The 12,290-nt window shown below is 67.3% G+C and carries 15 protein-coding genes and 1 pseudogene; 9 read left to right on the top strand and 7 right to left on the bottom strand.

Annotated elements, in window-relative coordinates:
* Nucleotides 1-249 precede the first annotated feature (249 nt).
* Together MOQ72_RS45660 and MOQ72_RS20250 are read left to right on the top strand one after the other, a co-directional pair.
* Nucleotides 250-582 (top strand): annotated as a pseudogene (locus MOQ72_RS45660) (hypothetical protein); the annotation flags it as partial.
* Between the two features lie 201 nt (nt 583-783).
* On the top strand, nt 784-1,026 hold the full coding sequence (locus MOQ72_RS20250; protein WP_242185461.1) for a 3-oxoacyl-[acyl-carrier-protein] synthase III C-terminal domain-containing protein: 243 nt from the start codon (nt 784-786) through the stop codon (nt 1,024-1,026).
* Nucleotides 1,027-1,162: 136 nt separating this feature from the next.
* Here the strand turns inward: MOQ72_RS20250 and MOQ72_RS20245 are convergent, their stop codons facing one another.
* On the bottom strand, nt 1,163-1,570 hold the full coding sequence (locus MOQ72_RS20245) for a Dabb family protein (protein WP_242185460.1): 408 nt from the start codon (nt 1,568-1,570) through the stop codon (nt 1,163-1,165).
* 243 nt (nt 1,571-1,813) lie between these two features.
* Between MOQ72_RS20245 and MOQ72_RS20240 the strand changes: the two genes are divergently transcribed.
* A complete protein-coding gene (locus tag MOQ72_RS20240) occupies nt 1,814-2,434 on the top strand; it encodes a hypothetical protein (RefSeq protein WP_242185459.1) in 621 nt (206 codons plus the stop codon).
* Here the strand turns inward: MOQ72_RS20240 and MOQ72_RS20235 are convergent.
* On the bottom strand, nt 2,425-3,591 hold the full coding sequence (locus MOQ72_RS20235) for an acyl-CoA dehydrogenase family protein (protein WP_242185458.1): 1,167 nt from the start codon (nt 3,589-3,591) through the stop codon (nt 2,425-2,427). The two genes, MOQ72_RS20240 and MOQ72_RS20235, sit on opposite strands and share 10 nt — an antisense overlap.
* A 415-nt stretch (nt 3,592-4,006) precedes the next feature.
* On the opposite strand from MOQ72_RS20235, the gene MOQ72_RS44580 reads away from it, so the two are divergent.
* The gene (locus MOQ72_RS44580; RefSeq protein ID WP_277954375.1) at nt 4,007-4,129 is read left to right on the top strand and encodes a hypothetical protein; all 123 of its coding nucleotides are present in this window, start codon (nt 4,007-4,009) and stop codon (nt 4,127-4,129) included.
* A 244-nt stretch (nt 4,130-4,373) separates the two neighbouring features.
* On the opposite strand, the gene MOQ72_RS20230 is transcribed toward MOQ72_RS44580, so the two are convergent.
* Both MOQ72_RS20230 and MOQ72_RS20225 read right to left on the bottom strand, forming a co-directional pair.
* Nucleotides 4,374-5,150, bottom strand: coding sequence for an ABC transporter permease (locus tag MOQ72_RS20230; RefSeq protein ID WP_242185457.1), 777 nt, complete (start codon nt 5,148-5,150; stop codon nt 4,374-4,376).
* Entirely contained in the window at nt 5,147-5,830 is a 684-nt protein-coding gene (locus tag MOQ72_RS20225) for an ABC transporter ATP-binding protein (RefSeq protein WP_242185456.1), read from the bottom strand. Before MOQ72_RS20225 ends, MOQ72_RS20230 begins: the two co-directional genes overlap by 4 nt.
* Before the next feature lie 61 nt (nt 5,831-5,891).
* Here MOQ72_RS20225 and MOQ72_RS20220 point away from each other — a divergent pair, with 61 nt between their 5' ends.
* From MOQ72_RS20220 to chrA, 3 genes are read left to right on the top strand one after another with little or no spacing between them, the layout of a single operon-like run.
* A complete protein-coding gene (locus MOQ72_RS20220) occupies nt 5,892-6,395 on the top strand; it encodes a Chromate resistance protein ChrB (protein WP_242185454.1) in 504 nt (167 codons plus the stop codon).
* A complete protein-coding gene (locus MOQ72_RS20215; RefSeq protein WP_242185453.1) occupies nt 6,392-6,823 on the top strand; it encodes a chromate resistance protein ChrB domain-containing protein in 432 nt (143 codons plus the stop codon). Before MOQ72_RS20220 ends, MOQ72_RS20215 begins: the two co-directional genes overlap by 4 nt.
* Before the next feature lie 28 nt (nt 6,824-6,851).
* The gene (gene chrA, locus MOQ72_RS20210; protein WP_242185452.1) at nt 6,852-8,261 is read left to right on the top strand and encodes a chromate efflux transporter; all 1,410 of its coding nucleotides are present in this window, start codon (nt 6,852-6,854) and stop codon (nt 8,259-8,261) included.
* A 92-nt stretch (nt 8,262-8,353) separates the two neighbouring features.
* On the opposite strand, the gene MOQ72_RS20205 is transcribed toward chrA, so the two are convergent.
* Nucleotides 8,354-8,827, bottom strand: a complete 474-nt coding sequence (locus MOQ72_RS20205) for a Fur family transcriptional regulator (RefSeq protein WP_242185451.1) — start codon at nt 8,825-8,827, stop codon at nt 8,354-8,356.
* 433 nt (nt 8,828-9,260) lie between these two features.
* On the opposite strand from MOQ72_RS20205, the gene MOQ72_RS45655 reads away from it, so the two are divergent.
* A complete protein-coding gene (locus MOQ72_RS45655; RefSeq protein ID WP_372495489.1) occupies nt 9,261-9,506 on the top strand; it encodes a DUF1775 domain-containing protein in 246 nt (81 codons plus the stop codon).
* Nucleotides 9,507-9,673: 167 nt separating this feature from the next.
* Here the strand turns inward: MOQ72_RS45655 and MOQ72_RS20200 are convergent, their stop codons facing one another.
* Nucleotides 9,674-10,030, bottom strand: a complete 357-nt coding sequence (locus MOQ72_RS20200; protein ID WP_242185450.1) for an ArsR/SmtB family transcription factor — start codon at nt 10,028-10,030, stop codon at nt 9,674-9,676.
* A gap of 273 nt (nt 10,031-10,303) precedes the next feature.
* Between MOQ72_RS20200 and MOQ72_RS20195 the strand changes: the two genes are divergently transcribed.
* Entirely contained in the window at nt 10,304-11,128 is an 825-nt protein-coding gene (locus tag MOQ72_RS20195; RefSeq protein WP_242185449.1) for a DUF3152 domain-containing protein, read from the top strand.
* A gap of 18 nt (nt 11,129-11,146) precedes the next feature.
* Here the strand turns inward: MOQ72_RS20195 and MOQ72_RS20190 are convergent, their stop codons facing one another.
* Nucleotides 11,147-12,208, bottom strand: a complete 1,062-nt coding sequence (locus MOQ72_RS20190; RefSeq protein ID WP_242185448.1) for a cation diffusion facilitator family transporter — start codon at nt 12,206-12,208, stop codon at nt 11,147-11,149.
* Between the last annotated feature and the right edge of the window lie 82 nt (nt 12,209-12,290).

The raw sequence follows: 12,290 nt of genomic DNA, 5'->3' as shown, positions 1-12,290 counted from the left end.
ACGTCGCAAGCCACGACGGCTACCTCAAGCGGCTCGGCGCCAGTCGTCGCGCCGAACTGGAGCACCGGCCCGATGCGGTTCGCGCTGCGCCCGTTCCAGGAGCCGCACAGGGACCGCCGACGAAGCAGGAGCGGTTGATCGTACTCGGCGCCAGGGCCGTAGCCGACCAGGTGCGAACGGGTGGGTACGACACGCTAGCTCGGCGTTCGCAGCCTGCACGTGGCCGAGCAGGACGAGACCATCACGTACATGGCGGCCCGGTCTTCGCTGGATGCCCTGGCCGCGGCCGAAGTCGGTCCAGGCGAGGTGGACCTGCTGATCCTGACGAACTGGACGGATTGGAACTGGATCCCCGAGACGGCTCCGGTGATCAGCGCGGCCATCGGCGCGCCGCAGGCGCTCGCCTTCGACGTGTGCACCGCGTGCGCTGGCTTCGTGCACGCGAGCCAGATCGCCGCGGCGATGCTGGCGTCGCGTCCGGATTGGACGCACGCGGTCGTGGTGGCGGCCGACCACGCATCGCGCCATGCCCGTCCTGGCTCGAAGGGGCAACTGGTCTTCGCGGACGGTTCCGGTGCGGCGGTGCTGAGCAAGGATGCCGGGGCCGCGGGAGGCTTGCGCGACTCGGTGCTCAGCAGCGACTCGGCACGATCGGAGCTCGTCGACGTGACTTTCCCGGAGGGCTGGATCCGCCCGCGGCCCGAGCTCATCGAGTCGGCCATCGAGTCGAACAACGAAACGACCGAGATGCTGCTGAAGCGCAACAGCGTCAGCCTGGAGGACGTGGATTGGCTGGTGTCGCACCCCGGCAACGGTGCGATCATCGACGGCATCCGCAGCAGTCTCGGTGAGCACTCGGGCAAACTGCGCACCAACTATCCGCAGCGCGGCAACTTCAACGCCTCCTGTGTCCCGAGCACCTTGTCCGAGCTGACCCGGTCCGGCGATCTCCAGCCTGGCGATCTGGTCCTGTCAACGGCGGTCGGCACCGGGTGGTACTACGGCGGCCTGCTCTTCGAGCTGTGAACCCCGCCCTGGGGCGAACATTGCGCGAGGACGGTGTGGCAACCGATGGCCGTGCGACGGCGTTCTCGCGGGTGCATGGCCGAAAACACCCAGTGGTCGTGGAAGAATCACCGTGCTGACACGTGCCTTTGGGCATTCAGCGGTCGGCCGAGACCCGCACGTCGGGGATCGCGTCGAGCAGTTGTGCCCACTCGGGATATGTCGCGACTTTCCGCTGGAACATGGCGAAGATCTGCGCGCCGAGTTCGGGGTCCGGGTCGTCGGACAGGCGCACGGCCGACAGCCGCGCGAGGTGCGGCAGGATCAAGAAGTCGCCGTCGAGGTGCACCGGGTCGTAGAAGTACCGCTCCAGCGCTGCCAGGTCCTCCACTCCCGCGAGGTAGGCGTGGGTGTAGCCGTCGGTCGGGTCGCCGAGGTCCTGTCCGACGGTGGAGAAGGACACCGACTCGACCGACGCGGTGCGTCGCATCGCTGCCAACACCTCGGCCTTCACCTCGTCCGCCGTCTCGTCCTTGAAGCTGAACCGCAGGATGTTGACGATCACTGGAGTATCTCCCGCCTGCTTTCGAATTGAACTATATGGTTCAGTCTAGAAAACCAAATGGTAAGTTATGGTTGGAACGTGACGGACGTGACAAGCTCTCGCGGGCGCATCGACAAGCGGCAGGCGATGCCGCCGTTGGCAATTAGCGGCCAGTACGCAGTGGATCGCTGGACTGGCCGCAGCGCATGATTGGGGCCGTCGTACCCGAAGTGAGGTGCCGTGGTGAAGCGCAGAACCAGGATCGTGCTGGCAGGCATCGCCTCCGTCGGGGGCGCCATCGCAGGCGCGGGGCTCCACCAGCGCTATCAGCTCCACCGGGAGGAACGCCTCGGCGTCACGCTCTACAGCGAGCCCAACTACCGTGGCCTGCGCCAGACACTGATGTGTGCCAAGAGTCCTGGGAAGGTTCATTCGCTCAGCGAGACGCGACTGCCGCGTGTCGCCTCCATCAGGGTCCAACGATTCGCGTACACGTTCCGACCGGCGCTGGGCGTCGTGGAAATGCTGTGGGCGGCCGTCACTTCCATAGCCGACCGCGAAGACCCGGAGGCCGCGATCTTCCGCTGGGTCACGGTGGTCAGCTTGTTCGACGTGCTCAACCCCAGCGCGTGGCGTGTCGTTCGGGACCCCGCGGGGGACAAGCAGTCATGGGTGCGATTGTGGGCGGACCAGCCCACGTATCCGCTGCCGCCGCCCGACGAGGCGGCTCGTCCGGACCGCGAACCGTGGCACGACATCCTGACGGACACTCCCGATGTCGGGCCGTGGAGCAGGCGCACCCGCTACCTCGAACTCGGCGTCGGCAACCCCAATCACCTCGGCTCGTCTGGTGCGCCGGGGTTTGATGGTGGCGCTCAAGGATGAGGACGCGCCGCGCCCAGGGCCGCGGATCCGGTCGTGGTGAGGATCGTGTCGTCCTGCGGGGTGTGGATGCGGCTGCACAGGACGTCGCGGTAGTGGCGTTCGATCGGGTTGTGGCGGGACAGGCCGGGGTTGCCGATGAGCGCGACGCCGAGCTCGACGGCGCGGATGGCGTTGCTGGTGACCGTATGTTTGACGAGTCCGACCTCGGTGTCGAGCCGGCGCCCGTGGTCGATGTCGCGGGCTGCGGAGTCCAGCAGTGATCTGTTGGTGAACAGCAGCGCCTCGATCTGGCCGATGGTGCTTTGGAACCGGGGCAGGCTGGCCAGTGGTTTGCCGAGGTTCGCCGGGGTGCGCTCGTTGAGGTAGCCGATCAGCCAGTCGCGCGCGGACCTGGCGACCCCGTCGTAGACCGCGCTGATCACCAGCGGATTCCAGGCCGCGAGCAGTCCTGTGTGGTGCCCCGGATTCGCGTGGGCGGGTTCCACGGCTACTGCGTACTGGTCCGGTATGCGGACATCCTCGAAGATCACGTCGTCGCTGCGAGTCGCGCGCATGCCGAGGTGATCCCAGGTGCGTTCGACGCGGTAGCCGGGGCTGTCGGCGGGCACCAGGAACGTCCCGACCGAAGGCTCCGGATCGTCGGTGCGGGCCCACACGAGCAGCCACCGCAGGCCCGGAATACCGGTCGAGTAGATCTTGTGGCCACGCAGCGACCAACCGCCGGGTCGGTGCTGCGCGACGGTCGCCGGGCGTCCGCCCCGAGCGGGCGAACCCAGATCCGGCTCGACGCGCAGCGCGTTGATCAGTGCCACGTCGGTCAGCGAGCTGGACTGGACTTCGCGCCGCACTTCGGTTGGCCACCGGTTGTCCGGGGATCCCAGTTCGGCGTGTGCGAGCAGGTGCATGGCCAGCACCAGCGCCACGGAGGGGTCGGCGGCGCCGACGGACCGGACGATGCCAACGACTTCGCTCAGGGCCGCCGCTCCACCACCCATCGCTGCGGGGACGGTCAGGCTCAGCACGCCGATTCGGTGCAGATCGGTGAACGCCTCATGCGGGAAAGACCCGTCGCGATCGTGCTCGGCGGCCCGCTCGCCGATGCGGACCAGGACCTCGGCGAACTCGTCCGCGTTCACGGTTCCGGTAGTGGCGTTCATCGTTCCTCCGCGAAGGGGTGGATCGGTGGCGGGGACGGGTCATCGCCGAGGTGCAGCTGTCGTTGGTGATTCGGCACGGCTTCCCCGGCTGGTGGCTGGCGGTGTTCCATGTGGACGGTGAAGTCCGCTGTCCGGTCAGGTCGTGACGGCGACGTGGCAGCGGGCGACCAGGAGGGGCATGGCGGCGAGTATGTGCCGAGACCGCCCGGTGGGCCAGCCCTGTCCAGGATCTGGGAGTGTCGGGCGATTCGCGGCGCCATCCCACCACGTGGTCGCTGGTTCGGTGGCATTGCCAGCGCCGGATTGCGGCTGGCAGTGTCGGCCGCGTGGAAGGGCTGAAGCTCTTCATGCGTCGGCACCTCGATCTGCGACGTGTGGTATTGGCTTTCTTTTGGTGACACGGCTTTCGGCTTGATTGCAGTCCGCGATCGAGCCCCCGCTCGGCGGCGCGGTGCTGTACAAGGCGCGCGGCGTCGGCGACTGGGCGATCAACGGTGCCGATCCGATCTACCGCTGGACGCCGGGAGCGGTAGGCTGAGCGGCGCTCAAGTGTCCGATGTGGATTGTGGTCCACCTGAGAAGTCACCGAGGTCGCATTCGCCCTGCCGTTCACCTGCTAGCAAGCCGACTACGTCCAGATCCTCATCGACATCGCCACGACGCTCGGCCCGGAGCTCGGCTGGCACCCGCCGTTGCGGGGTCGAGGTCCTCTTTCGCGTCCTGCTCGTTCGTAACAGGGTCCGAACCTGACCTCGGCGATCGCAGCCGAGTGCGATGCGGTGCTATCCGGTGGTGAGCGGTGCGAGTCGGTGGGCGCTGTCGAACAGGGCTCGTTCGGCTAGCCGGGTTGCGGTCAGTGCAGCGATGGTGGTGGCGGCGAGCAGCATGTACATGACGATGATCTGGTAGCGGATCGCGGTCAGCGGGTCGACTCCGGCGAGGATCAGGCCGGTCATGGCGCCGGGCAAGCTGATCAGCCCGACGACCTTGGTGGAGTCGATGGCGGGCAGCAGCGCGGTGCGCAGGGCCGAGCGTTGGAAGGGCAGGAACGCCTCGCGCGCGGACAGTCCCAAGGACAGGCGGGCCTCGATGGCCGGACGACTGGACTGTGCTTGTTCCCGAATTCGCCGCAGTGCCACGGCGGTGGCTTGCATCGCGCCGGAGACGATCATTCCCCCGATGGGAACCAGTATGCGAGGCTGAGGGGAGATCGCGCCTAGGGCGACCAACGAGCCCAGGGTGATGGTGCTCGCGGTGGCGACGCCTGCGGTGGCTGTGGTTCGGGCCCAGGGCAGGCCGCGGCCTCGGTATCCGGCTACTTGACCGCCGAGCGCGACCATGAACGCGATCCAGCCCAGAGCGCCGGGCAGCCCTGCGTATTCGAAGAGGGCCACCAGCACCGCGCCCACTGCGATGAGTTGGACGCCAGCGCGGACGGACGCCACGACCAGTTCTTTGGTCAGGTGCAAGCGGTGGCGCAGCGCGAGGGCTGCGGTGAGCGCGACCAGTAGCAGCGAAGCGGCGACGGCGGTCCAGGTGGGGACGGTGAGGCCGGTCATGATTCGCTCCTCGGGAACTCGATTTCGGTTGTTCTGCTCGGACCGGCCACGTGTCCGTTGTCCAGGATGAAAACCTCGTCCGCTAGGCGGTCGACGATTCTGTTGTCGTGGCTGACCAGGACCACGCTCCCGCCTGTTGCGGTGAATCGCCGCACGGTTGCGGCGATCGCGTCTGCGCTCGTGTCGTCCAGGGCGGAGGTCGGTTCGTCGAGCAGGAGCGCATCTGGGTGCAGGGTGAGTCCCCGTGCCAGGCAGAGGCGTTGGGCTTCGCCGCCGGAGAGTCCTGTGGTGGACCGGTGCAGGAACGTCTCGGGCGGGAGTGCGGCTTTTTCCAGCACCTCGGCTGCGCTCGACTCGCTGATCCGCGGCGTCGCGACCCGGAGTTCGTCGAGCACGGTGTCGGTCAGGAGCGTGGGCTGTTGAGCGATGAACTGGATGCGACGCCGCAGCGCGAGCACATCCAGGTCGTCGAGGCGAGTGCCGTCGACGGTGATGTGGCCGCGGTCGGGTTCTTCGAGCCGGGTCAGCAGCCGCAGCAAGGTCGTCTTGCCGCTGCCGCTGGGTCCTAGTAGGGCGGTGCACCGACCTGCGGTGATCCGCAGGGATACCTCGTTGAGCACCGTGCTGTGGCGGCGGCGCACGGTGACGTTGGTCAGGGAGAACAGCTCCGGCTGTTCCATTGGGTGGTCGCATTCCCCTCATGTCTTGTTGTAACCGTGGTTTCAATGTAACCCTGGTTGCATGTCATTGAACAGTGCTGAGCGCTCGCCGGGGGAGTGGGTGTTGTTGTCGTATCGGATGCCGCGGGAGCCCTCCACTCCGCGGATCGCGGTGTGGCGCAAGCTCAAACGCTTGGGCGTGGCCCAGCTCGCCGATGGTGTGGTGGCGTTGCCCGCCGATGCCCGGACACGGGAGCACCTGGAGTGGCTCGCGGACGAGGTCGTTGATGCCGGGGGGACGGCGGGGATCTGGATCGCCCGGCCCGCTACCACGGCTCAAGAGCGGGAGTTGGCCAGGAGCATGGCGTCGGCTCGGGCGGAGGAATACCGGGCGATCATCGACGAAGCCGGTGCAGCGGCGGAGCTCGGCGACGGTGGTCGGGCCTCGGCGGCGCGGCGGCTGCGAGCTGAATTGCGCCGCGTGACCCGCCGCGACTACTTCCCGCCCGGCGAGCGGGACGAAGCCCGCCAGGCCGTCGAGACGCTGGCCCAGGCCGCGGCCGATGTGGCGGAGGAGACGCGATGAAGTGGGCCACCCGAGCGAACATCCACATCGATCGGGCGGCCTGCGCCTGGTTGATCCGGCGCACGATCGACGCCGAGGCGGAATTCGTCTTCGTCGCCGACCCCGCCGACGTGCCCGAGGACGCGACGCCGTTCGACATGCGCGGTGTCGAACTCTCGCACCACCAGGGTGATTGCAGCTTCGAAACCATCCTTCGCCGCTACGAGATCACCGACCCCGTGCTGTGGCGGATCGCCGAGATCATCCACGAAGCCGACATCGACGACGAACGCTACGACGCACCGGAAGCCCCCGGCTTCGACGTGGCACTGCGCGCCCTGTCGATGGTCTGCGACGACGAACAGGTCCTGACCCACACCGGTCCGATCTTCGACGGGCTCTACGAGTACTACCGCCGTGCCACCCTGCTCGGCCGCGAACCCGCCTGACCACAACCCCGTTCGAGGAATGGTGTCGATGACTTCCACCCCGGCCGATGATCAAAGCTCGGACCTGACGCAGGAGCAGCCCCAAACCTGCGGTGACCTGGTGCCGTTTCGGCAGGCCGTGCGCACCTGGTTCACGATTTCGCTGCAAACCTTCGGTGGTCCCGCGGGGCAGATCGCGGTCATGCAGCGCACGTTGGTCGACCAGAAGCGCTGGATCGGCCAACGGCGGTTCCTGCACGCCCTGAACTACTGCATGCTGTTACCCGGCCCCGAGGCGCAGCAGTTGGCCATCTACATCGGATGGTTGCTCAACGGGCTGCGCGGCGGATTGGTCGCCGGAACCCTGTTCGTGCTGCCAGGTGTGATCGCGTTGTTGGGGCTGTCGGTGATCTACGTCGCCTTCGGCGACACCACGGCGGTCACCGCGATTTTCGCCGGGCTGGCGCCCGCGGTGGTGGCCATCGTCGCGCAAGCGGTGGTACGGGTTGGGCGGCGAGCTCTTGGACACCCCGCGCTGGTCGGTCTTGCTGTCGGGGCGTTCATGGCCATCGCCGTTTTCGGTGTTCCATTCCCCGTGGTCATCGCCGCCGCCGGACTGATCGGCTGGATCTTGGCGCGGTTCGCGCCGAGCACGGTGCACCACGCCGAGGGCAACGGCGACGACGGTCCGGCGCCGCTGATTTCCGACGAGTCGCTGCACCACGAGAGACCCACACTCCGCCGCAGCCTGCAGATTCTCGCGGTCGGGCTTGCCGTCTGGGCCCTGCCCGTCGTGCTGGTTGCCGCGTTCACCGGGGTGGGCAGCGTGTTCACCACGCAAGGGGTGTTCTTCTCCGGTACCGCTCTGGTCACCTTCGGGGGCGCGTACGCCGTTCTGGCCTTCGTCGCGCAGCGCGCTGTGGAGGTGTACGGCTGGCTGTCCGCCTCCGACATGGTTCGCGGCCTCGCATTGGCCGAAACGACTCCGGGCCCGCTGATCATGGTGGTGCAGTTCGTGGCTTTCCTCGGCGCCTACCACAATCCGGGCTCGCTCAACCCCTGGGTTGCCGCCGTGCTGGGAGCGCTGTTGACGACCTGGGTCACCTTCGTACCCTGCTTCTTGTTCATCCTCCTCGGCGCACCACATGTCGAACGCCTTCGGCACAACCGCTCTCTCTCGGCAGCCTTGACCGGCATCACCGCCGCCGTGGTCGGCGTGATCGCCAACCTCGCCCTCTACTTCGCAGGCCACACCCTGTTCGCCAGCACCCACCTGGGGCAGCTCGGACCACTGCAACTGAGCGTTCCCGAGCTGGCCAGCATCCGCCCCGTCGCAGCCGCCATCACCGCAATCGCCCTCGTGCTCGTCTTCGCCCTGCGCTGGCCGATGCTGCGCGTCCTCGCCGTTTGCGCCGCACTCGGAGCTGTCGCCGCCCTGACCGGACTGCCCATCACCTGAACGCAATCGTGATCGGGACCTGCCGGATCCCCTTTGGACAGACCAAGTACCAGTTCAGATTCGTGGCTCGTTGTTGTGGTACTGGACTGAGATCAGCATCGGCATACCGATCGCTTGCAGCACTTGCCGCTGGTGCCGTGTGGTTGGCGTCGGCTGCGCGGTGGGGTGGAGCACGCCGCGCAGCGTCCGGCGATCTCCAGGACGAGATGTACGTCGCTGAAGCCGTGCGCGGTCGCGACTGCGGTCGCCCAGTTCTCGACGAACGTCACGGCAATCGGTAATCGCCGTTGGCAATCACGGCACACGAGGCGGTACGACCGCCCGTCCTCAGCAGCCAGGCGGTACAGCTGGGTGCCGGTGGCGTCATGGATGGTTTCGGCTTGTCCCGCGGCGACGAATGCGTGCAGTGCCCGGTACACAGTGGCCAGCCCGATGTTGGTTCCCGCTGAGCGCAGGGTGAGGTGCAGTGTTTGAGCGCTGACGAAACCGCGGACGTTCGCGAGAGCTCGGCGCACATCGCGTCGCTGACGTGTTTGGATGCCGATTCGATCGGGAAGCGAAGTCATGGTGCCTGCTGGTCCCCGCAATCACTACGTGCCGTGCGTCGGCGGGTCTGCTTCGCAACGCGTGCTGTAGAGGATGCGGTTCCGGTGCACCGCTCAGCCGCTTCGTGAGCTCAGGGCTCGCCGCGCAGGTAAGGCTCAACGCCTCGTTCATCGCGCCTCGCAAACGTCGTAGGAGAGCCCGGACCATTATATGGTAACGAAAACCATTTTCATATAGTTTCCCGGGTGCGATCCATTCCCCGCTGGAGGGGAGCTGGGCGCGTCGTGGTCCCGCTGTTCAGCCCGCAGACGCGAGCACTGGTGACTGCCAGTGGATGGGTTCGGAGTTACTGAGCTCGGCGCGGCCGCAGTGCGCAGTGACCGAGTTGGCGACCGGAGTTCTGGCCTGGCCGCACGACCTGCCCGGCGCGGCGCAGCCGGGTTCTCGGTGGCGATGATCGCGCTGGCAGTCACCGCAGGCGTGGCATCCGCGCACGTGAGCACCGAGCCCAGCGAGGTGTCGCGTGGTGACACGAGCCGAATCTCCTTCCGAGTTCCCAACGAGTCGCCCACGTTCGGCACCGTCAAGCTGGAACTCACCTTCCCCACTGAACATCCGATCTCCTCGCTGCGCGTGGAGGAAAGCCCGGTTGGACCGTCCAGATCACCAAGGTCAAGCTGGACCGGCCCGTCAAGGTAAACGGCGCGGACATCGCCGACGCCGTGCGCACGGTGCCCGCCGGACGCGTGACGAGTTCGTTGGGGCGAAGTCCCGGTGAACTGGTGAGCTGTCGAAGCGACATCGACAGTGGCGGCTCGTTCTTGCCGGGCGAGCCGCCCCGGCTCCTCGTGGTGCAGGGCGCGCGGTCAGTCGTGTTCGGCGGCGCCGGTGATGTGGTGATCAGCGGCTTCCACCGTCTCGGTCAGCAGGCGGCGCACGTGCCCTCCCTTGGCTCGGTACACGGCACGTCGGCCCTCTCGCCGAAGCGACACGAGGCCCGCGAGGCGCAGCTTCGCCAAGTGCTGGGACACCGCAGGTCTGGCGACGCCGATCCGGTCGGCCAAGCTCGTCACGTCGTATTCGGCTCCGCACAACAGCCACAGCAGACGTACGCGGGTCGGATCCGACAGCATCCGGAATGCGGTCGCGGCGGCCTCGACGTGGTCGTCGGCAGGCAGCTCTCGCCACATCCCTTCCTGCTGTTGGTCGTCGCTTGCATACATGAGCACACACATTGCCGTGTCCCCGGCCGCATTGCAATCAGCGTCCCGGGGAGCGGTGGAAAACTAGCAACGCCCGTTCATCGCGGGCAATCGAGGAGGTGTCGTGACGCCGTCACGGGAGTCGGACAGCGCGTCGTCCGCCGACCTGGGGGCAGGTTTCGAACGGTCCGGCGGTGGGAGACGGGTCGGTTCGAAGCGGGAACCCCTGGTCGCGGCGCGGCGCCCACCGGCAGCCCAGGCGCCGCCAGCGCGCCGACGTCCGTTGCTCGCGCGATGGCAGGTTTGGCCACTGCGGCGATGGTGCTGATCACTGGGGTCAGTGTCGTGCGCATCCTCCAAATGCCCGCGCCGACGACCGAGGCGGCCACCGACCAGCGACTGCACGGTCGCGGTGTCGACGAAGCCGCTGATCCGGACCGGTTGCCACCAGCGATACCGAATCCGAACGCATTGGCGCGCCCAGCCCGAACCGGCGAAACAGCGGAGTTACCACCGGGAGGTCCTTTCGTCGAGCGCGGTGCTGGCCGTTGGCGAGTCGTTCCAGCCGCTGCGGCAACCGTCGGCAGCGGCCCGCAGGAGTTCACCTACAGCATCGAGATCGAAGAGCAGGTCGATCTTCCCGGTGGTGACGCCAGTTTCAGCCGCATGGTCGACAGCGTCCTGGCGCATCCGAAGAGTTGGGCGGGTAGCGGGCGGTACACCCTGCGTCGGGTGAACAGCGCGGACGCGGACATCCGGGTGAGCCTGACATCTCAGCTGAGCACTCGATCGCTGTGCGGGTTCGACATCCCCTTCGAGGGCTCGTGCTGGCGCGGGGACATGAGGCGCGTGGTGATCAACACCGCCCGTTTGGAGCGCGGGTCCTACGTTTTCGACGGCAACATCACGGCCTACCAGCAATACGTCGTCAACCACGAGGTCGGGCATGCCTTGGGCTTCGACCACATCGGTTGCCCCGTCGAAGGTGAACTGGCTCCGATCATGATGCAGCAGACCTGGAGCACTTCCAACGACTACCTCGCCCGGATCGGAGCCGACGGTGTCGTTGCCGATGGAAAGACCTGCGTCGCCAACTCGTGGCCCTTCCCGCGCGTGTAGGAGCGGTACCCGCGCGGCTCATCCGGCGGCCGTCGTGGCTGGATTTTGGTGGTGGCGAACGAGATCGTGCTGGGCATCTCCGTGATGTCCGCGCGGGTGCGCGTGGATGAGCGCTCGTGACAGGCGGGGCACTGCGTGGAGGAGGCGGTGTTCGGCGTCGTGGGCGATGTTGTGGGCCTGGGACAACGTGAGGTCGTGGGCGACGTCGAGTTCGGCCTCGGCGGTCAGGTTGTGGCCGACCCACCGCATCCGGAGCCCGCTGACTCCCCAGACGCCGTCGGTGTCGGCGAGGGTGGACTCGGCCTTGGTGAGGAGTTCCGGATCAACCGCGTCGAGCAGCCGGGCGAACACTTCCTTGGCCGCTCCCCACAGCACGGACACGATCGCCACCGTGATCGCCAGACCGACCACCGGGTCGGCCCACTGCCAGCCGAGCCAAGCACCACCGGCGGACAGCAGCACCGCCAGGCTGGTGAACCCGTCCGTGCGCGCGTGGAGACCGTCGGCGACCAGCGCGGCCGAGCCGATCTTGCGGCCCACGACGATCCGGTAGCGGGCCACGATCTCGTTCCCGGCGAACCCGATCACGCCAGCGGCGGCCACCCAGCCGATATTTGTCATCTCCCGGGGCTCGATCAGGCGGTTGATCGCCTCCCAACCCGCGAACACCGCCGATGCGGCCATGATCGCCAGGATGATCAGCCCGGCGATGTCCTCGGCGCGGCCCAGGCCGTAGGTGAACCGGCGGGTCGCTGCCCGGCGTCCCAACAGGAACGCGATGGCCAAGGGAACTGCGGTCAACGCGTCCGCGAAGTTGTGCAGGGTGTCGCCGAGCAACGCCACCGACCCAGTGAAGCTGACGATGACCACCTGGAAGACCGCGGTGACCATCAAACCGGCGAAGGAAATCCACAACGCCCGCATGCCTTGCTGGCTGGTTTCGAGCGCATCGTCGACGATCTCGGTGCTGTCGTGGCTGTGCGGTGTGACCGCGTGCTTGAGTTGCGCCCACAGTCCCGATCGCCGCGTTGCGCCGTGCCCGTGCCCGTGCCCGTGCCCGTGCGTAGAGGGCTGACTCATAGCGGAACTCCTGCCTCGTGTCGTCTAACCCTCAAGATACGTGCTCACTTGCGCACGCGACAACGTTGCAGCTGCGAGTACG

Source organism: Saccharopolyspora soli (genome assembly GCF_022678645.1).
Taxonomy (GTDB): domain Bacteria; phylum Actinomycetota; class Actinomycetes; order Mycobacteriales; family Pseudonocardiaceae; genus Saccharopolyspora; species Saccharopolyspora soli.
This window is presented reverse-complemented; position numbering and strand designations above follow the sequence as displayed.